This is a genomic window from Agromyces sp. NPDC057865 (assembly GCF_042796995.1).
Lineage (GTDB): Bacteria > Actinomycetota > Actinomycetes > Actinomycetales > Microbacteriaceae > Agromyces.
Window position 1 is genome coordinate 985,682 of record NZ_JBHVMJ010000001.1, and the last position, 19,873, is coordinate 1,005,554.

Sequence of the window (19,873 nt, forward strand, 5' to 3'; positions counted from 1 at the left end):
CCCTCTTTCCCCTTGTCCTCCCTCCGCGGGACTACTCTTGTCGGTCTTCGAAGTCACGAGACCTCGGCCCGTTCACGATCGAAGGCGTCATCCTCTTCGAGGTGTTCGACGTCGTCTGTACCCTCTTCCGCCGTACCAATGAAGAAGTGGTGATTGGGCTGCTCTGCGAAGTACGCGCTCAACTCATCGCGTGCTTTGGCAAGGTTCTGGTAATAGTCGCGGAACGGCCGCGATGCCTCGTCGGCGTGTTCGGCGTCGCGCGGCACCGGGATGCGAATGTCGAAGTATCTGTCGCCGACATCTTCGCGGTTGGTCTGCATAAAGATCACGCGCCGCCACTGATCCCTCACAATGTTTAGCGTGACCGCCCACATCAAGTAAAACGGGTCAAAAACCGCGTTTTCCCCGGGCCGCAGCACGATGACTTCCTTCGTCGTCACCACCTGCTCCTGCCCTGGCATTAGCATGCAGAAGTCACCGATGTTCTTCGAGGTGCGCTCTGGGCAGATGAGATCCCAAGCCTTGAGCCCGGACGACTTGCCGCGCCAAAATTTCTCGGCGATGGCAAGCGGCACCCGATTGGTCGGGTTGATATTCACGAGTCCCGCACGGAGGTCGCTGACCTTGATGTACGGCACCGTGCCAACCCGTACGCTTTGGGTCGGAGAGCCGTGGCCGTTGCGGATCGTAAGCAGCCCTGCCTTCACCATTTCACCGATCGTCATAGACGTGAAGTCCTCGAAGATTGGGGTCTTCATCGCCTCGTCGAAGGCGTCGTCGAAGCGTCGGTCGTAGTACGTCGGAACGGCGCTTCGCATCGTCACATCCTCGGCCCTGACGAATCGAAGCGTCGGCGTCGAGTCACCCGCGCGAAGGGCCTCCATGTCAGTCCTCAACTGGTCATCGATGGCGTCCACGAACTCACCGGTCTCAGGGTCTGCCACCTGAACGCGCTGGCCGGTGGCGCGGTCAACGAGCGGCAACAGTCGGCCACCCTTGGTGAGACCACAGGTTGGCGCCGTTGAAACCATAACTTCGTCGTCACGGAACCACGAGGGCTTGTGAATCACGCTGCCACCTGCTCTGTCGTCGCCTGCTCAAGCTCTGGTTCGCCAACCTTTTCGAAGATGTAGAAGTTGGTCTTTGCGCGACAGAACTCCTCGAAGGCTTCCATCGCGATGTTCACCATGCCCCGCAGCTTCAGGCGGCCCTCGATCCACCCGGGCAGCCACCGGTAGCTGAATGAGAAGAAGTAGGTCTCGGGGAGCACAATGCCGACGCGGCCGCCGACCTGCAGCAGGCGGTAGGCGTGCTCGAGGAAGATTAGCCCGATCTCCAGCTCGGCGTATTCTGCCTTTTTCCCCGTCGCGGCCGCCTTCGAGATTGTGTACTTACCTGCTCGCGCGTCGGCCGCCGAGACCTTCAGGTTCTCGCCGAAGGGCGGATTGGTCATTACGACCGTGAACTTGCGCGCGATGCCGTCCGGCGTGTGCGTGCTGCCCAGCTCTTGCTGAAGGCGCGGGAATCCGCCGGTCCAGTTGTGGACCCGGACCGAATCGCCCTGCAAGACGTGAGTGGAACCGTCCCGGAAGGCGATCATGAGTGCCTTGGTGAGCTTCACTCCGATGCTGTCCATGTCGACGCCATAAAGGTTGTCGTTGGCGTACTTGACAATGTGATAAGCCTGCGCCTCATCCGGGAATTCATTCTCCTTGACCTGACGCAGCGCCTCGTGAAGGAATCCGCCGGTACCACATGCCGGGTCGATGACAGTATCTTCTGACGTGATCTCTAGCGCCATGACACACGGCCGGATGACCCGCTGCGGCGTTAGGAATTGACCCTCTCCCGACTTAAGCGCGCTCGCTCGGAAGACCTGGAAGGCCTTCGAGAGGACTTCCATATCGTCGCCCAGGATGCGGAACGGTGAGAGCTCTGCGACGACGCGGTAGAGCGTCGCGTCCGTGAGCTGGATCTCGTCCCGGTCGTCCTGATTAAAAACCCGGTTCTGCTGCCTAGCGAAGTAGTCCTTGAATTGCTTCCGGATGACCTCCGCCGTCTTCTGGATGCGGGTGTGCTCATCTCCATAGACGCGGAAGCGAACTGGCTCGTCTGCGTGAACCGGCAGAGAGAAGTAAGCATCGTTGTCCAGCTTTACGAGCATGACATGCAGCAGTTCTCGCAACTGGTCCTCGCGCCGTGTCGCACGCGAGTCCTGAACGACGACCGTCGCGACGAGACGCTTGAGTGCGGCGCTGAGCTCCACTTCCGTCGGGAGGCGGAGGGCGTTCCAGGTCAGCGGGGCCGACGGTGGTCGTGTGAGGTCGTCGTCGGGCTGTGGAAGCGGCGCACCCTCAACCTGGAGCCAATCGTTGGCGTGCTGCTTGTATATGGCAAGGCTGGCGCTCCCGTTCGTCCAGTATCCGAGCTTGGCCATCGGCTCCATCGAGAGGTATCGCATGAGCTGCTCCCGGCCAGCTTCGATGTCCGGTGCCTTGAATTCAAAGATCGCCTGTAGGGCGTACGACTGGCGACTGTCGTCGGCGAACGCAACGAGATCCGCTGAGCCTGCAATGCGGTACTTCTGACTACGCTCACGCTTAGATAGGTCATGCGGTGTTGCGGGGATAGGCCACTCAGGCTTCCACTGCAGCCGGCCGGAGGACCATCCGAGCGCATCGAGCTTGGCGATAACTTCCTGGCGGACAGTCTCTTCGGGCTTCACAGAACTCCAATCGAGAAACGAGTTGCCCGGAATCTATCACATGACCATGCCGCGCGAGAAAAGGAGCTGCTCTTTTTCGCCGAGCCCGATTGATCGCGTTCCTCCACGCCACCGGGTCCGTCGGACTCTCAATGAACCTGCCAAAGACTCGCCCAAGAGCATCTGTAAACGAAAATCCAATCGCTCGGGTCTTCTTGGCCCTGTGACGGCAAACCTCACAACGAGTAGCCGGGGATGTTTCGCTAGAGATCTACGATCGTCGGTGGTCACCGTCCGATGAGGACGACGGGGGACATGAGCCGGGGTTGAGGTTCGCCTTCCGCTTCTGATGGCTAGTACTGCTAGTGAGGAGCCGTGGATGGTGCTTGAGCCGACGACAAAATCCCGGCGCGCCGCAGTTCGCTATGCACTGTTAGGCGTGTGGTCAGCCACGCGGCGAGGATGACGATACCGAGCGACAACAGCGGTACAACTACCACGATGACGCGAACATGAAGCGGGCCAGGACAGGGCTCTAGCGTTGGGCGGGGTCCCGTCAGAGACGCTAATCTTCCAATTCGAACTCGGTGTAGACCTCTGCAAAGATCTGATGCACCTCGGCGTCTGTGGCGCCCATGCGAGTAGCGAGCGACATTAGGACATGCCTTGTAACGAATGCGCCTGCCTCGAGCTGCTTCGCCATCCGGGCTGCGAACACGCCGACATCGCCCCTTGATGCGTCTATGTGGTCTTGAAGAATTCCCTTGATTTGCTCGGCCCGGGCAGCGCGGTCGTCGTTGATGAAGCCGGTCACGATGCCCGCGTGCGCTCGGATCATCTCGCTTCGCTCTTCCGCGGCGATGAACATATGCGTCATGTTCTGATGTTGGCACCGACGGCCGACAATCCCCGAAATCGTGGCGCGGGGCCTCCATGGCGGCCAGGCTCGTTACATCGGCGCTCCGTCATGACTCGAAAGCAGAGATGACCCCGAGGAACGACGCCGCGGCCGCGGGATCTACCCCCGGGCGTCGCCCAGCGCGTCGGCCGATGGGTGCCGGCGCCCTCCCGCGAAGCTCACGAGCCCGTGACCGAGGAGCCCGCCCGTGCGGCGCGAACCTGACGCTGTCGCGGGATCGCATGGCGTCGGGCCGACGACTCCCGCCCAGAATGAATCCGAGTCACGGAAGGGCCGCCCATTCGCTCGGACGGCCCTCGCTGCTCCCCCACTTGGACTCGAACCAAGAACCTATCGGTTAACAGCCGATTGCTCTGCCAATTGAGCTATGGAGGATCGCTGTATCAGCACGGATACTCTAGCAACGGCGGAAGAGCACGAAGACGCAACCATGGAGTTGGCTCGTGAGCGCTACGAGGAGCGCAACTCGCCAGTGATCCGCTACGAGGTAGCGTCAATGCGTGAGCCTGATCGACGAAGACCTCCAGCTTGTGCTGGCGTACATCGCTGCCGCCAATCGAGCGGGCGCGGACCTCAGCACAGATAACCTGCGCGCATTCGCAGACAATCCCCGTCCTAGACCTGCGCTCAGCCGAACGCCGTTCAACCAGAACGCGGCGTCGTTCATACAAACCTTGTCGCAGTTCGTTGAAACGATTCGCGAGGCGGAGCACGTTGTCGACTACTTGACCCGAGTGGCCTGGATCGACATTACGGCCGCACGAGTCACCCTCACACCGTTGGGTCGTGCCGTCTTGGCAGCCGCTGAGCGACCCATTCCTGCCGATCCCTCCAATGAGCCTTTGACCGTCATCATCGACCCTCACGATCCGCTTTCATACGCAAGGATCTTCGACCTCATGACAGCCTACGGTAGAGGTCTTCTCGTCGACCCCTACCTGTCGCTCGATGGGCTCGCGGACCTCATCTCAATCTCGGAGGTCGACCGGGCGCTCACGAGTGATCGCAATCAGCGAAGGCGACTCGACCTCCTTGCACATGGTCTCGGCGCCGCCCAGACGCCGCCCGAAGTTCGGACCGTTGCTGCGGAACAGCTGCACGATAGGTTCTTCATTCCAGATGACGGACCGGTGTTCGTGCTGGGCTCGAGTCTAAATACGATCTCGAAGAGACCGGGTGTCGTGACGCCAGTTGCGGACCCGAATGCGGGCTCAGCAATCCGCGAAACCTATGCACGGATCTGGAACAGCAGTGAGCCTCTCAGACGCCGACCGATGGCAGAGGATCGTCGGAATGTCGGTTAGACCTGCTCTTGTGTTCCTCGATGGAGGCCACGGGTCTCCTTCTCCCCTCCTGTCGGCGGAGAAGAACGCCTAGTGGGTGAAGGAGCCGATCACCGCTAAGTGGCACGTGCGGCACCAAACGATGCCATTGCGACCTATCATGCAGCGAGTTCCACAGTGCGGGCAGTCAGGTTCCGTCTGCTCGAGCATGCTCAGCAACATAGCCTCAGTGGCGGAAGTGCCTGGCACGATCCGTTGGAACATGTGAGTGGATCGGTCTCGATTTCGCGCAGACGTGAGCTCCATACGCGGTTAGCGCTCCTAGCTAAGTCGCTCGCTCAAACAAGAAACCCCGGGAACCAGGGGGTTAATTGGGGGAGCGGGCGAGCGCTGAGGAGTTCCTCGGGCGAGCATCACCTGCCGGCGCCGTCCAGTGTTCGCGCTCATCGCGTGGAACTCGTCATCTTACGTCTGGCTACTCCTGCGGCCATTTGTGCACCGTCGTGGCGCGGCCGGTCCGCTGCGCTCGTTGCTCGTTCGGGTCGCGTCGGTGAGAGCACCGCTCCGCAGCGAGCGGGCAGATACTGCGACCGCCGCCGGGCGCACCGTGCTGCCGCTGCACGTCACCTCGTCGCGAGTGGCAGCGACGGTTCCGGGCAGGGCGGCCCGATAGGGTGAGGAGCCGTGGCTACCCATTCGCAGGTCGAGGCGTCGACCATCAGCGTCGGGGCGTTCTTCGCCGAGCGGCGTCTTATCGTTCCGGACTACCAGCGCAAGTACAGTTGGACGCCTGACGAGCAGATCGACGAGTTCTGGCGTGACCTGTCAACGGCCATCGGTCGGGGCGAGTATTTCCTCGGCCTGGTCATCCTCGCCGATGGGAAGGGTCGGACCGAGGTTGTAGACGGTCAGCAGCGCTTGGTCACCTTGACGATTCTCGCCAACGAGCTTCGCCTCATCGCCCTTCGGCTAGGCCGACGCCTCGTCGCCGAAAGCGTTCGGACCGATTTTCTCGATTCGATGGACTACGAGACCGAGGAACAGATTCCTCGGATTCTTCTCACAGACCCCGGCGACCACGCGGACCTCCGCGTTCTGCTGGCCGCCGATGGTGCCAGCGTGACGCCGATGCGAAACGGCTCGGCGATTCACGCTGCGCGCCTGGCGCTCGCATCAAGGCTCAGCGCGGACATCGACGGCCACGAGCAGCCAGCACTCCGAGTTGGGCAATGGACGGAGTTCTTGACCAAGTCGCTCACGTTCGCGGTGTTCACACACCCAGATCGCAACGCAGCGTTCCGCGTTTACGAGGTCGTGAATACCCGCGGCAAGGACCTCACTCCAACCGAGCTGATCAAGTCTCACCTCATTGGAAGCAGCGCTACCCGCGAGAGCACCTATCGCCGGTGGAGCGCCATCGAGTCACAGCTGGAATCTCTTGGTGCCGCCGAGCAGCTGACAACGTTTGTTCGACATGTCGTTACTCTCGAGCGGGGCTACGTGATCCCGCGGGAGTTGTATCAGGAGGTCTCGACCAACTACACGGGTCCGCTCGGCGTTGAGAAGCTTCTGGGTCTGCTTGAGCACTTCCTCCCGAGGTACTTGCAGATGATTGACCCGTCGGCGGATGTCGAGTCGTCTGAAGCGACCACGCGGAGCTTCGCTATTGCGGACGCGCTGTCTATCGCACGCTTCCGGCCTGTACTCCTCGTGGCTGCGTTCTCCGATAATCCTGACGGCAACCTCGTCGGACTGATGGACATCCTGATTCCGGCTGCCGTGACCGGACGCTTGGGTTCTGGCAGCTACGAAGCGCAGTTCGCTCGCGCAGCGCGTCGTTTGCACCAATCCGGTGACTGGTCCTCCGAGATGGCGCGGCTTGGGGAGCTAAAGCCTCCGCGAGATGAGTTCGAGCTGAGGCTGTCCCGGGGAATCAACAAGGCGCAGGCCCACGTTCTTCGGTCAGCGCGAGTCAAGGGAGATGCCCTACCCGACCTCGTCGGCTACCCGCACCAAGTTCGCCCTCGCAACGGTGAGGACTGGGTCGACTTCGATGGTGACCAGTACAAGGAAGTCGGCGGGCTGTTGGCGAACTGGGTGCTTTCGACGATCGAGCGGCGACCACAAGGGACGAGGACGCCTGAGGCGGTAGAGGCCAAGCTGCTTTCTACGCTGATCCCCGGTGAATCGATCTCGACCAACGACTTGCGCGATTGGACAGCACAACGCGTGAAGGCTGACAGCGCCGCAATGGCAACGGATGTTGCGGAGCTGTGGTATGGCGCTGCCTGAGGTCGAGGACCGCCTCCTAGAACGGCTCTCCTTACCGCAGCTTTCGGCAGAAACCCACCTGCGCGCCCTCGATGTCACCGTGCCGGAGGCTATGGACGATGTGGCTGCCATCGGGGTCGATACGAACATTCTCAAGGCCTTGAGGCGTGAACCGACTTTCGCGGACAGTCTCTTTGTGACGGTTCAAAGCACGGAGACGACGTTGATCGCACCGGGTCAGTGTGTAATCGAGTATTGGAATAATCACAAAGTCTTTGCGAGCGAGGACTGGAACACGTTCAAGAACGACCTCGCCAAACTGACCAAGCACCTCGACTCTGATGGCGTGGACGGTCACGACGAGGAGGCTGTGCGAGAAATCCAGCGCCTAGTCGGCGACTTGACTAGGGACCTCGAAGAGTCCCGCAATCCCGAGTATCTCAAGAAGTCGCAGGCATTGATGAGGCAGCTCCTCGATTCCGCAACCATGCCGATGGTCTCGAGGTCCCGCCTCGCGTCCCTCGCCGAGGTCCGACTCGCGAGCAAGACCCCTCCAGGATGGGCGGACGACAAGTCAAAATCGGCAGCCCTCGGTGACTTCTTCGGGTGGTGTGACTTTCTATTCGGGGTGCTATGCGCTGAGGATCCAAGAAAGCGCACAAAATTCCTCTTTGTCACCGACGACACTAAGCCGGACTGGCGAACCGGGGCGATGGGGCACCCGGCACTGATCGCCGAGTTCGATTGGGTCTGCGACGGCCAACTCTCAATCATCTCACTCCAGGACCTTCGCAAGCTGCTGGCGGCGGATGCTCGAACTAAACCGGCAACAGTCGACGCGGAAGCTGAGGAGTCGCCTCAGGGTGGGATCGGAGCCGGCCCAGCATCGACGAGCGAATCCGAGGAATCGACCCAGAGTGGAACCGAAGCGGCCCCTGCATCGCGGACTGAGGCTGAATCGTGATCGATGGCAAGCAGATTCGGGTCTACCTCGTCGACGGAACTCCCGGGGGCCTGCTTACTGCCGAGATCATGAACTGGACGGGCCACGTCGTCGCTGGGCCCCGCTCGGAACTTGCCGACTTGCTCTCGCGAGAAGAAGTCCGACGAACGGGCGTGTACGTCCTTCTCGGCGATGACCCTGAATCGCAAGCCCCGTCGGGCAAGGCCGTGTACATCGGCGAAGGTGACGACATCGGGGTGCGATTGCGACAGCACGCCCGACCGCACGAGGCCGGAGGCAAGGATTTTTGGGATCGGGTGGTCGTCTTGACATCGAAGGATGCAAACGTGACCAAAGCTCACGCCCGCTATCTGGAGTCCTCACTTATCAGAGCGGCCACCGATGCACGGCGTGCGAGTGTCCTTAATGGGACTGCGCCTGCCCCAATTCATCTTCCCGAAGCCGACGTCTCGGACATGGAGTACTACCTCAGTCAGCTCCAGATCGTGCTTCCCGTGCTGGGGATCACTGAGTTCCGGCCAACCAGAGCTCAACTTCGACCAGACGCGTCCCCCAGTGAGCCTGGTTCGCCCACCCAGCGGACCTCACCTACGTTCCGGTTCGAGATCACGCGACATGGTGTCGCTGCTCTCGCACAGGAGGTGGACGGAGAGTTCACGGTATTGGAGGGTTCGATAGCTCGGTCCGTCTGGGTAGGAACTGAACGCCACCCGGGATATCAGCAGCTTCACTCAGGGCTACTTAACGAGGGCGCCCTCCAGGTCGAGAAACATGGGTTGGCGCGCTTCACTCAGGACGTCGTCTTCTCGTCTCCATCCGCTGCGGCAACGGTTGTCGCTGGGCGGTCCGCGAACGGTCGTACCTCCTGGGTCGACACGTTGGCGGGTATCACCTTCGGTGAATGGCAGAGTCGCGGAATCGGGGACGACACTTCCCTGCCGCCGACAGAGGCTTTTACAGAACTGCAGGAGGATCTCACGTAGTCGGCATCAAGCTGTTTCCCGAGTCCGTTCGTGCATCCCCGACGCCCGGCGACGTGCGGGGAAGGGCCGCAGGCGGGAGGCTCCTGCTAATCCCGTGAATCTGCCAGACGCCTATTTCTGGCCTCCACACAAGAGTGAGGGCCAGGTCGGCATTTTGCGCACAGGTGACTTGGTAGATCTCTCGGGCACCTGCGACGATCTTGGCGTATGCGACGTCGGGCGCCCCCGGCGCGTGATTTGCCATCGACGCCATGCCCGGATTGCCGAGGCTGTCGATCAAAGCGGAATCTCGCTGAAATCCCCCCATGCGGATCTGGATTCCGGCGTTACGAGCGCGCCCAGCGCTTCTCGGTGCGTGGGAAGGTCGTTAATCCCCTGCCAGAACGCAAGCGCCGTGGTCATCGGATGGTCGATACCGTAGGCCGCAATGGCTGCTGCCGCGTCATCCTCGATTGTCCATCGTTCGTCGCTCACGAAATCGATGCTACGGGCGGCCCCCGACATCCCTCACCACGCAGGTGGTAGCTTGCACGAGCGCGCGATGGACGTTCTCGACCGCAGGCCGCAATCGATCGAATCGGCCGATCGGACTACCGCGGAATTGCGCGAGGTAGTAGATCTCCGATCCTTGCCGGACGATCTTGACCCCGCCGTAGGCGTGCCCCTGGGAATCTCGGAGTGTCCATATTCCGGGTGTCTTTTCATCGGCGTTGAGTAACGGGTGCCATTCAACGTTGAGTGATTGCTTGCTCACGGCTGGTTCCTTCCCTTCGCGAGCTGTGGCTTCCTGGTAGAGCGACCAGACGACCTCGGCACATAGGCGGAGCTCGTCGTGTGGGAAGAACCCGAGGAGGTTACGCGCGGTCTCCTCTGTGGCCCACGTGTCGGCGCGCAAGAGTGGTCTCGGTGGGTGGCCTGCTGTCACGGCGCGGATGATCGCGATGCGGCGGCCACCATCGAACTGGAGCCATGTGCCCGGTCCGGTTGCCCTGAGCTTGGGTTGCCAGTACCGCACGATTCGAACATACCTTCGAACACCCGGTTGGGTACAAGTTGCCCTGCCATCCTTCCCGGAGCGTTCAGCACACCGGACTCTCGTGTATCAAGACACCCGGGCCAGTTCGCCAGCTGATCGGCCAGTCGTTCGTGTTTTGATTTTCCCATGAGCTTGCCGGAGCAGAATCCCCGAAAGACCGTTCTCGAGCAAATGATCGGTGGCGCCATAAGCGCAATTCCGGGCATCGGTCCGGTGGTGTCCGGCGCCTACCTTGGGACAATCGCAGCCAGTGCTCGTGAGAAGGATGAGGAATGGCTCGCGATGGTCTCGGCCAGACTCAAGTTCGTCGAGCGTGAACTCGAGGCTCGCGGTGAAGCACTGGAAGTCGACGGCGAGTTCATAGGTCTTTTCAACAAGGCATTCCGGGAAGCCAGAGAGACGGGAGAGGCCGAGAAGCGACAGATACTCGCCGGAATCGTCGCCCACGCCGTTGACAGGCAGTCCTTCGACTGGGCATCGGACGAAGAATGGCTCGACTTGACCTTCGAGCTATCGCCGCGACATATCCACGTTATGAGCTTTTTTTACGATCCGGCGGACTGGATCAGATCAACTGGAGAAGACGTGGAACCACTATCCCGGAGAGGGGGCAACTTCGCGATAACCATCGACGATGTCATCCTCAAGTACCTAGCCCGAGGCGACGAGCGTCGTCGGGACAGGGTCGTTTCAACGATCAGAGACCTCGAACGGCGCGATTTGCTGGTGGTGCCACTTGGGAGCAACAGAAGCGCATACCCTGCACTTCAACCGCGAACTACGCCACGCGGCAATCAGCTGGTCGAGTTCCTCCGGAGGTGCGCGAGCGACGATTGATCCCGTTGGCAAGCAAACTCGCACGGGCGCCGAAAAAAATGTACGTCGGATACGGGCTAGCGAGCTGGCGCGCATGGCCCCGTCCGACCTCGCCAACCTCCAGACCCTCTGCACCTGGCATCACAAACGAAAGACATCACAAGAAGCACAAGCAGCACGTAAGCCACGCACCACACGACGACACCCGAGACACATCCGGGACTCCGCTGAGAGCCCCGGCACCCACCCCGTCCGTTCTGCCTCGTGGATGTGCTGTGAGAAATCCCCTGTACGGGGTCTGGGGAATCAGGGTACTGGGGGCGCTCAGGAGGCCGGCAGGCGCTCTGTACGCGGTTCGGTGAGTGTGTCGTGGTGATCTGGCCGTTGTGAGGCTGTGGCGGGCTCTGGCGGCGATATACGTTACAAGAGCCCTGTTCGTTAGAACGGTTTGGTGTCGGAGAAGCTGTCGTCGGGTTCTGGCCGCCGCCTGCCAATGATGTCGAGGACTTCGCGAGCGTATGCCTTGCGTCCTTGCTCGAAGTCTTCGCTTCCGGCGCTAACGATGACGCTGTGAGCTGATGCTGCGACTCGCGTGAGAACATCCTCCGCGCGGTCTGAAACGTCCGACATGTGGACAGCCTATGCCGCTGGAACTGGGCGTTGGTCTATTCGATCGCGACGCGCTTCAAGGTGTTCCCCCGCCCAGTCGGCAGCTCAATCTCTCGCACAAGAACGTGCTCACCCTGGTTCCAGCGAAGCCTGGCGTTTCGACTAGCCTCCAACGGCACCTGGACCCCGAACTGACGCGCCTCCTCGGGCGAAATGCGATCCCAAGCCAATGCAGTCAGTGCGTGAAGAGAGGGCGTCATCAATTCCACTGACACGTCAGTTGCCTCGTACGGACCGAGGTTGCTGAGCGCGAAGTGCATTGGTCCCCCGAGTACGTCGTGCGAATAGAGCTCGACATACTGGGAGACCTTGTTCGGTTGGGTATCTAGTCCGACGAAGGACACGGCGAGCGTAGTGCGGGTGGGCTCCGGCCCGGGCTCGCCGTACTTCTGCCGCATCCGGGTTTCGTGCCGGCTTCTCAGGAAGCGATACGCCCCGGCTATCTGCTTCCGCAAGGCAACGCCGATAGCGACCAGGATGGCCACAACGACACCGCCGACGATGGCTGATCCGAGCGGAGTCGATGCCCACAAGAAAAACGCAGTGATCGGGTCTTGGACTGTCTCCGCACCCTCGGCAATCATCACGTCGAAAGACCCGCGCACCTAGACGAAGAGTTGCTCAATGAGACCCTTGGCAACTGCGCCAGCGCCGGCGGCGATCGCGGCTTGCAGCGTCCCGCGCAACATCGCGAGTCCACGCTTCACGATCGATCGGTCCGGGTCAGGTTTGACGACCTCGCCGAGTACAGCGGCACTCGCCTCGCGCGCATTCTCACGCTCATCGGGGTCAAGGCCATGCGTAGCTTCGATCGCCTTCAGGGCGTCACCTACGGCTTGAGCGAGCTGCTCGTACCCAGGGCTTACCGGCTGCTGTTGGCTGATCTTTCCCTTGTCGAAGGCCACGTTTACGTGACTCCCGGACACGACGACCACAGGGCCGTTGAAGACCTGCGAAGACTCCGGACTCACCGGAGCCACGGGTGGGGTCGCGGAGTATGACACTGCGAGATGACTCATTGATGAGGACATCGGGGCTTGGTTGATCTTTACATTGGTCACGTAGACGGTTCTCGTCCCACCGGCGCCCCGCGGGTCAGGTATCTCGATCTCATCGCCGTCGTAGACAGGCGCGTCGATGTCAAAGTACGCCTTGCTGCCCTGCACCTGCGCTTCAAGCTCGTGACGCTCTTCGTCCTCCTGGCCGCGCTGATGCACGACCACGACGTTCGTCGTTCCGAACGATCTCCCCATGGTTGCAATGAAGCCGCCGTGTGCCATGTGCCCCTCCCCGAGCGTTGATGACTGCCACGAATGTAGCAACCCGGGTCGCAGTACTGCACGTGTATTGCACGCGAGACTGCGGACGTGCAACAACCCCCGGTAAGCCGGGGGTTTTCTTGTGGGCGATACTGGGATCGAACCAGTGACCTCTTCCGTGTCAGGGAAGCGCGCTACCGCTGCGCCAATCGCCCAAGTCGAGAACGGCGTTCTCAGGCTTGGAGGTGGATACGGGATTCGAACCCGTGTATACGGCTTTGCAGGCCGCTGCCTCGCCTCTCGGCCAATCCACCGTGTCTGGGTTCACCACTAAAGAACAGAAGGGGCTTTCGCCCCTGCTGATCAGAGCGGATGACGAGACTCGAACTCGCGACCCTCACCTTGGCAAGGTGATGCGCTACCAACTGCGCCACATCCGCGTTGCACGTGCCGTGCTCGACTCACCCTACCGGAGGCATCGATGGAAGTTTTACCACCCGCGTAGAGCCCCTAGCGCACGGGCTCGGGTGAGCGTCTCTGGCTCGAGAACTCGAATGTTCTCGAAGGGGGATTGTGTTAGATCTCAATGCGGTAATGGGATGCGACGATGGACCGTGCGCGCGGCATAGACTCCCCAACATATGGACGAGTCGGCCGCCCTCGACACGACCGCGGCGCGCGCCGTCGAGACGGCTGACCGCGACCGCGTGCTGTGGTCGGATGCCGACCGGGAGTGGGCGAGCCGAGCGGCGGCGACGATCGTAGGGGAGCGGGCGAGCGCGGAGGAGTTCCTCGGGCGGCGGGCGCAGCTCGTGCTCGAGCGGATCGGGACGCGGCAGCCGGCCGTGACACGGACGGTGCGCGGCATCCGATGGCGGCCGTGGGTGGGCGTCGTGACCGTGCTCGGGGCGTTCGTGTTCGGCGTGCTCATCGACCGCATCGGCGGCGGGTCGAGCATCAACCTGCTCGCGCCGCCCGTGTTCGCGCTCGTCGCGTGGAACCTGGTCGTGTACGTCTGGCTGCTCGTGCGGCCGCTGGTGCTCGGGCGCGGCGCGGCCGGTCCGGTGCGGTCACTGCTCATCCGGGTCGCGTCGGTGAGAGCACCGCTGCAAAGCGAACCGACGGATGCCGCGACCGCCGCCCGGCGCACCGTGCTCGCCGCCCTTCCGCGCGAGTGGGCCCGCGTCGCCGCGCCGCTCTACGGAGCGCGCGCCGCGCGCGTGCTGCACCTCGCCGCCGCGGCGACCGCGCTCGGCGTGATCGCCGGCCTCTACCTGCGCGGGCTCGCCTTCGAGTACCGCGCGTCGTGGGAGAGCACGTTCCTCGGCGCCGAGCAGGTGCACGCGCTGCTGAGCGTGACGCTCGCGCCGGGCTCGTGGATCATCGGCATCCCGGTGCCCGACCTCGCCGCGATCGAGGCGATCCGCGCGCCCGCGAGCGAGAACGCCGCGACGTGGATGCACCTCATGGCCGGCACGGTCGCCATCGTCGTCATCGTGCCGCGGCTCGTGCTCGCGCTCGTCGCCGGGCTGGTCGAGCGGCGCCGCGCGAAGCGCGTGCAGCTGCCCCTCGACGAGCCGTACTACCGCCGGCTCATCGCCGGGTGGGTGGGCGAAGCGACGCGCGTGCGCGTCATCCCGTACAGCTACACCCTCACGCCCGAGGCGCGGGTGGGGCTCGAGGCGATCCTCGCGCGGGCGTACGGCAACGCCGTTGCGGTGATCGACGAGCCTGTTGGGTGGGGTGATGACGAGTGGTTGAGTCCGGGGGCGGATGCCGCGGGCGGCGGGTCTGAGGTTCGCGTTGCGTTGTTCGGGCTCACGGCGACGCCGGAGGAGGATGCGCATGGGGCGTTCCTGAAGGAGCTCGGGTCGGGGAGCGGGCGGGGCGGGGCATCCGGTAGCGGGTCGGTGCTCGTGGATGAGTCGGGGTTCCTGGCGCGGTGGGGTGAGGATGCGCAGAGGTGTGAGGAGCGGCGGGCGGCGTGGCGTGAGTTGATCGAGGGGCACGGCGGGCGTGCGGTGTTCGTGGATCTCGGTGAGCCCGACCTGGCGGCGGCGGAGGCCGAGCTCGGGGATGCGGCATCCGTTCATGACAGCGACGGGAGGCGGGGAGGATGAGCGGGGGCGAGGTCTCGCGGTCGTCGAGTAGCGCCGCCGAAGGCGACGCGTATCGAGACGCGGGTCGGGGTCTCGATACGGCTGCTTCGCTGCCTACTCGACCACCGGACGGGCTCGACGCCGGGGCCGTGTCGCTGTCGCTCATCTCGCACACGAACGCGGGCAAGACGACGCTCGCGCGCACGCTCCTCGGACGCGACGTCGGCGAGGTGCGCGACGCCCCGCACGTCACCGCCGAGGCGACGCCGTACCCGCTCGTGCAGACGACCGACGGTGACCTGCTCACGCTGTGGGACACCCCGGGTTTCGGCGACAGCGTGCGGCTCGCGCGACGACTGCGGCAGGACCGTAACCCCATCGGCTGGTTCCTCTCGCAGGTGTGGGACCGCTACCAGGACCGCGCGCTGTGGCTCAGCCAGCTCGCGGTGCGCAATGTCGCCGAGCAGGCCGACGTGGTGCTCTACCTCGTGAACGCGGCCGAGGCGCCCGCCGACGCCGGCTACCTCGCGCCCGAGCTCGAGGTGCTCGAGTGGGTCGGCAAGCCCGTGCTCGTGCTGCTCAACCAGACGGGTCCGCCGCGCGACCGCTCGGCCGAAGCAGCGGATGCCGCGCGCTGGCGCGCCGCGCTCGCCGACTCCGGCCACGTGCGCGAGGTGCTCGCGTTCGACGCGTTCGCCCGCTGCTGGGTGCAGGAGTTCACGCTGTTCCGGGCGATCGAACCGCTGGTGCCGGATGCCTCGCGGCCGGCCTTCGCGCGGCTGTCCAACGCGTGGCGCGACCTTCGCCTCGACGAGTTCGACCAAGCGATGGTCGCGCTCGCGGGGCCGATCGCGCGCGCCGCCGTCGATCGCGTGACTCTGCCGACGGAACCGCTCGGCAAGAAGGTCACCGGGTCGCTCGGCCTGCCGAGTCCGGCGCGCCAGCAGGCCCGAGCGGATGCCGCGGAGGAGCTCTCCTCGCGCCTCGAGGCGGATCTGCGGCAGAGCATGGAGCGACTCATCGCCATCCATCGGCTCGAGGGACGCGCCGCGGACGAGGTGCTCGAGCGGGTGGCGGGCGACATCCGCATGGATGCGCCGCTCGACGAGACCCGCACCGCCGCGCTCGGCGGTGTCGTCTCGGGGGCGTTGACGGGGCTCGGTGCCGACCTGCTCGCCGGCGGGCTCACGTTCGGCGCCGGCATGGTCGCGGGCGCGATCATCGGCGCACTCGGCGGCGCTGGCGTCGCGCGCGGCGTCAACGTCGTGCGCGGGCGGAGCGAGTCGAGCCTGCGCTGGGAGGAGGCGTTCCTCGACGGGCTCGTGACCTCGGCGCTGCTTCGCTACCTCGCCGTCGCGCACTACGGCCGCGGCCGCGGCGCCTGGCGGCAGGGCGAGTACCCGCCGCACTGGCGTCCGATGGTCGTCGATGCGGTGGTCGCGGAGGGAGATCGACTCGCGGTGATCTGGTCGCGCCGGAGCGAGGGCGAGGATGCGCTGCAGCGCGAGCTCGAGGAACTCCTCGGCGAGATGGCGCTTGGGCTCCTCGACGAGCTCTACCCGGGCGCGCTCGACGACGATCGAAGCTGATCGACTCCTACGGATCCCGCGACAGCGTGCAGCTCACGGTGTACGTGCCGTTCGAGATCGTGTCGTACACCGCGATGGCCGTCGTGCGCTTGCGCTCGGCCGGCTCGTTCGGGCTCAGGCCCGCGATCGGGTACGAGGTCACGCCGTGCGCCCCGCCGAGGGTGTCGGGGTCCTCGATCACGAAGTCGAGCGTCTGGGTGAAGGCGACCGACTTGCTCGGCCAGCCGCGCTGCACGACCTCGAAGAAGATCTTGTCGCCGATGCCGGGCCAGTCCTCGCCGGTGTCGGCGTCGTCCCACACCGTGTGGATGAGCTTCTCGCCGTCCATCCACATGTCGAGCTCGGGCTCGTCGGCGCCCGGCCAGTCGGGTCCGGTCTCGTTGTTCACGTGCACCGTGAAGCCCTTGTCGAGTCGCAGGTAGGTGACCGGGGTCGCCCAGCGGATCACCTGTCCGATGTCCGAATCGTCGTCGCGTCGCACGGTCACGAAGATCTCGTCGTCGGCGTTCGCCGTGAAGGCGAACTCGAGCTTCGAGGAACCCGAGTCGCCACCGAGCGGGCTGCCCGCGGCATCCGACGCCTCGAGCGTGCCCGAGCCCTGCGGCTGCCGCAGGCTCACGCTCTCCTGGCGCGACTCGCCCATCAGCGTCGCGACCGGATGCACCCGGAACCACGCGATGTCGTCGTCGCCGAGTCGCTGGTTCGGCGGGAACGGCACGGTGACGTCCTCGTGGGGCGGCAGCGCGATCGCGGTGGCCTGCGAATCGCCCATGTGCTCGAGCACGATGAGCACGCCACTTCCGGGATCGCCGTCCTTCGTGCGCATCGACACCAATAGCGGTGACCGGTTCACGTAGGTCGAGCCCTCGTCATCGATGCTGCCGCCGAACTCGCGGTAGGCGGGCTTCACGACATCCGGGACATCCGACACCGAGAGCTGGTCGAGGCGTGTGAGCGGCCGGGAGATGTCGGTCGCGGCGTAGACCTCGACGACGAGCGACGCGCTGTGATGGAACGTGTAGGTGCCGGCCCGCGGGATCCACGCCCACGATCGGCCGCCCTCGACCCCGAGGGCAGGCAGCACGTAGTAGGCGAGCGAGGTGCTCGGCTGGCCCGGGCCCGACGTGCCGGCGACCGGCCCGTTCGCATCGATGTCGACCGCCGACGTCGGCTGGCAGTGGTCGTCGCGCCGCTGGATGATCGCTTCGAGCGCATAGTGATCCGACGTGTCGCGATGCCCGATGCGCATGTGGTGCGCGACGAGGTCGACGCCGTCGATCGTCTTGAACCGGCAGATGTAGTCGAGCCGCTGTTCGGCCTGGGTCTCACGGTTGCGGTTCGTGAGGCCGTGGTCGAGATCCTCGGATGCCCCGGGCGGCCGCATCTCGATCCAGCTGTCGGCGAACAGCTCGCCGAACGGCTCGCCGGCGGTGTCGAACACGTCGAACCACTCGTTGCTCGTCGCGTCGAGGTCGCCGCGGATGTTGAGGTCGCCCGCCACGATCACGTTCTGCCAGTCATTCGGCGACGGCCCGAGCACCTCGGCCACGAGCTCGCGGATTTCGGCGAGCTGCGACTTGCGGATGTCGCGATACTGCTCCTCCGTGTCGTACGCGGCCTGCAGGTGCGTGAACACCAGCGTCGTGTGCTCGGCCGGGCGGTTGACCTGCACCAGCACGGCCGCCTTCGACGCCCAGCTGTCGGAGCCCGCGTCATCCGCGTAGAAGCGCTCGCGCCGGTCGCCGCCACCAGGCAGGGTCACGAAGGGCAGTTGCGAGAACACCATGAGCCCGGCGTCCTCCTCGAGGTCGCCCTCGTGCACCGACTCGATCACGTGCGGCCACTCGGGCTTCAGCAGGTTGATGAGCACGTCGCGGGCGTCCTCGCTGAAGACCTCGTTGAGCGCCAGCACGTCGGGCCGCTCGGCGGGCTTGATCTTGAGCAGGTCGTTCGCCACGGCCTCGGCCTGCGCGATCGAGTCGGCGGCACCGCCCGGGATCAGTCCGGCGATGCCGGCCGGCACGCTGACCGTGCCCGCGCCCACGCCGGCGATGACCGGCAGGAGCTGCACGTTGAACGTCATCAAACGGAGCGGCTGCATCGCACGCCCCCTTCCCCCTCAGGACGGACGGCGTCAGCGTACTCCTGTCGGGCCGCGCCCTCCACGGCGCCGGCGCTTACCGATGCAGGTGCGCCGACTCCCCCGTGACGCCGGCGATGTCCTTCTCCGTCGTGTGCAGCAGGCGCTCGCTCAGGTTGCGCAGCGCGCGCGACACGGCGAGCTCGTCGCCGATCTCGTGCACGCTCGGGTCGAGCGGATTGCGCTGCGCCTGGCCCACGCCGGTCACCTCCTGGCCTGCGGGCGTGCGGACGCTGACGTGCGCCAGCGTGGTGTCCTCGTCGAATTCGTCGATGTCGACGGTGATGTCCCAGTGCTTCGTCGCAGACATGGAACTCACCACCCTCCCCGGTCTGGTTCCACGCTCAGCGTACGCGCGTGCGGGGTGGGCGGCGAGGGCCGAAATGCTCTGCCGAATGACCTACACGACGATCGCGACCGCGAACCCGTCCCACCCCTTCGAACCGACGGTCTGCAGGGCCGTGGCATCCACCCGAGGGTCGCTTCGGAGGAGCTCGAGCGCCCGCCGGCTGCCGATCACCATGGGGTCGTCGGTGTCGCGAACGGCGATCTCGCCGGCGCGCACGACGTTGTCGACGACGATGACGGTGCCCGGATGCCCCAGCCGGATCGCCCAGTCCACGTAGAGCGCGCTCGACTCCTTGTCGGCATCGATGAACACCAGGTCGAACGGCTCGTCACCGCGCTCGGCGATGCGCGGCAGCGAGTCCGCGGCACGCCCGACGAAGATCTCGACCTTGTCCGACACCCCGGCGCGCTCGAGGTTGGCGCGAGCCACCTCGGCATGCAGCTGCTCGAGCTCGAGCGTCACCACGCTTCCATCGTGAGGGATGCCGCGGGCGAGCCAGATGGTCGAGTATCCGCCGAGCGTGCCGATCTCGAGCACACGGCGAGCCCGGGTCATCCGCGCCAGCAGGTGCAGCAGCTTGCCGGTGAGCGGCGTGACGTCGATCGGAGGAAGGCCCGCCGCGAGCGCATCGGCATGCGCCTCGGTCAGCGTGGGGTCGTCGTCGAGCAGCGTCGCGGCGAGGTATTCGTCGACGACGCGCCAGGACTCGCGAGTGGACTCGGTCATGGGGTCAGACTCCTCCTCGCGTCGTCGTCCCGTCAACGATGACCTGCGGCAGTCGAGCGCCACAAC

General features: G+C 64.4%; 16 protein-coding genes and 4 tRNA genes. 7 read left to right on the forward strand and 13 right to left on the reverse strand.

From position 1 onward, the window contains the following. Window positions 1-53: 53 nt before the first annotated feature. The 4 genes from ACFVN5_RS04615 to ACFVN5_RS04630 form a co-directional block, all read right to left on the reverse strand. Entirely contained in the window at window positions 54-1,070 is a 1,017-nt protein-coding gene (locus ACFVN5_RS04615; protein WP_376953559.1) for a hypothetical protein, read from the reverse strand. After that, entirely contained in the window at window positions 1,067-2,725 is a 1,659-nt protein-coding gene (locus ACFVN5_RS04620) for a restriction endonuclease subunit M (protein WP_376953561.1), read from the reverse strand. The genes ACFVN5_RS04615 and ACFVN5_RS04620 overlap by 4 nt, the downstream gene beginning before the upstream one ends. Before the next feature lie 544 nt (window positions 2,726-3,269). Continuing rightward, window positions 3,270-3,581, reverse strand: coding sequence for a hypothetical protein (locus ACFVN5_RS04625; RefSeq protein ID WP_376953564.1), 312 nt, complete (start codon window positions 3,579-3,581; stop codon window positions 3,270-3,272). A 344-nt stretch (window positions 3,582-3,925) separates the two neighbouring features. After that, window positions 3,926-3,998 (reverse strand) — tRNA-Asn (locus tag ACFVN5_RS04630). 125 nt (window positions 3,999-4,123) lie between these two features. Between ACFVN5_RS04630 and ACFVN5_RS04635 the strand changes: the two genes are divergently transcribed. The 4 genes from ACFVN5_RS04635 to ACFVN5_RS04650 all read left to right on the forward strand — a co-directional run bounded on the left by ACFVN5_RS04635 (window position 4,124) and on the right by ACFVN5_RS04650 (window position 9,124). Beyond that, a complete protein-coding gene (locus ACFVN5_RS04635) occupies window positions 4,124-4,927 on the forward strand; it encodes a hypothetical protein (protein ID WP_376953565.1) in 804 nt (267 codons plus the stop codon). 663 nt (window positions 4,928-5,590) lie between these two features. Next, on the forward strand, window positions 5,591-7,198 hold the full coding sequence (locus tag ACFVN5_RS04640; RefSeq protein WP_376953567.1) for a DUF262 domain-containing protein: 1,608 nt from the start codon (window positions 5,591-5,593) through the stop codon (window positions 7,196-7,198). Next, entirely contained in the window at window positions 7,185-8,141 is a 957-nt protein-coding gene (locus ACFVN5_RS04645; RefSeq protein WP_376953573.1) for a PIN-like domain-containing protein, read from the forward strand. Before ACFVN5_RS04640 ends, ACFVN5_RS04645 begins: the two co-directional genes overlap by 14 nt. Further along, a complete protein-coding gene (locus ACFVN5_RS04650; RefSeq protein ID WP_376953575.1) occupies window positions 8,138-9,124 on the forward strand; it encodes a GIY-YIG nuclease family protein in 987 nt (328 codons plus the stop codon). The genes ACFVN5_RS04645 and ACFVN5_RS04650 overlap by 4 nt, the downstream gene beginning before the upstream one ends. Before the next feature lie 276 nt (window positions 9,125-9,400). On the opposite strand, the gene ACFVN5_RS04655 is transcribed toward ACFVN5_RS04650, so the two are convergent. Beyond that, the gene (locus ACFVN5_RS04655) at window positions 9,401-9,598 is read right to left on the reverse strand and encodes a hypothetical protein (RefSeq protein WP_376953578.1); all 198 of its coding nucleotides are present in this window, start codon (window positions 9,596-9,598) and stop codon (window positions 9,401-9,403) included. Window positions 9,599-10,286: 688 nt separating this feature from the next. Between ACFVN5_RS04655 and ACFVN5_RS04660 the strand changes: the two genes are divergently transcribed. Beyond that, window positions 10,287-10,997: a hypothetical protein gene (locus ACFVN5_RS04660; protein WP_376953580.1), complete on the forward strand. Its 711-nt coding sequence runs from the start codon at window positions 10,287-10,289 to the stop codon at window positions 10,995-10,997. Between the two features lie 644 nt (window positions 10,998-11,641). Here ACFVN5_RS04660 and ACFVN5_RS04665 read toward each other — a convergent pair. The 5 genes from ACFVN5_RS04665 to ACFVN5_RS04685 all read right to left on the reverse strand — a co-directional run bounded on the left by ACFVN5_RS04665 (window position 11,642) and on the right by ACFVN5_RS04685 (window position 13,344). Beyond that, window positions 11,642-12,232 (reverse strand): hypothetical protein, encoded by a 591-nt coding sequence (locus ACFVN5_RS04665; protein WP_376953582.1) that lies wholly within the window; start codon window positions 12,230-12,232, stop codon window positions 11,642-11,644. 18 nt (window positions 12,233-12,250) lie between these two features. Beyond that, complete coding sequence (locus ACFVN5_RS04670; protein WP_376953584.1) at window positions 12,251-12,925, reverse strand: hypothetical protein; 675 nt, start codon at window positions 12,923-12,925, stop codon at window positions 12,251-12,253. Between the two features lie 122 nt (window positions 12,926-13,047). Beyond that, a tRNA-Val gene (locus tag ACFVN5_RS04675) sits at window positions 13,048-13,119 on the reverse strand. A gap of 25 nt (window positions 13,120-13,144) precedes the next feature. Next, a tRNA-Cys gene (locus ACFVN5_RS04680) sits at window positions 13,145-13,218 on the reverse strand. 53 nt (window positions 13,219-13,271) lie between these two features. After that, window positions 13,272-13,344: transfer RNA gene (locus tag ACFVN5_RS04685), tRNA-Gly, on the reverse strand. 201 nt (window positions 13,345-13,545) lie between these two features. Here ACFVN5_RS04685 and ACFVN5_RS04690 point away from each other — a divergent pair. Together ACFVN5_RS04690 and ACFVN5_RS04695 are read left to right on the forward strand one after the other, a co-directional pair. Then, window positions 13,546-15,024 (forward strand): DUF2868 domain-containing protein, encoded by a 1,479-nt coding sequence (locus tag ACFVN5_RS04690; RefSeq protein ID WP_376953587.1) that lies wholly within the window; start codon window positions 13,546-13,548, stop codon window positions 15,022-15,024. Then, window positions 15,021-16,592 (forward strand): DUF3482 domain-containing protein, encoded by a 1,572-nt coding sequence (locus tag ACFVN5_RS04695; protein ID WP_376953588.1) that lies wholly within the window; start codon window positions 15,021-15,023, stop codon window positions 16,590-16,592. Before ACFVN5_RS04690 ends, ACFVN5_RS04695 begins: the two co-directional genes overlap by 4 nt. Before the next feature lie 7 nt (window positions 16,593-16,599). On the opposite strand, the gene ACFVN5_RS04700 is transcribed toward ACFVN5_RS04695, so the two are convergent. From ACFVN5_RS04700 to ACFVN5_RS04710, 3 genes are all read right to left on the reverse strand, one after another. Further along, entirely contained in the window at window positions 16,600-18,693 is a 2,094-nt protein-coding gene (locus ACFVN5_RS04700; RefSeq protein WP_376953590.1) for an endonuclease/exonuclease/phosphatase family protein, read from the reverse strand. Between the two features lie 76 nt (window positions 18,694-18,769). Then, window positions 18,770-19,042: a DUF1876 domain-containing protein gene (locus ACFVN5_RS04705; RefSeq protein WP_148733501.1), complete on the reverse strand. Its 273-nt coding sequence runs from the start codon at window positions 19,040-19,042 to the stop codon at window positions 18,770-18,772. Window positions 19,043-19,132: 90 nt separating this feature from the next. Beyond that, entirely contained in the window at window positions 19,133-19,807 is a 675-nt protein-coding gene (locus tag ACFVN5_RS04710; protein ID WP_376953593.1) for an O-methyltransferase, read from the reverse strand. Between the last annotated feature and the right edge of the window lie 66 nt (window positions 19,808-19,873).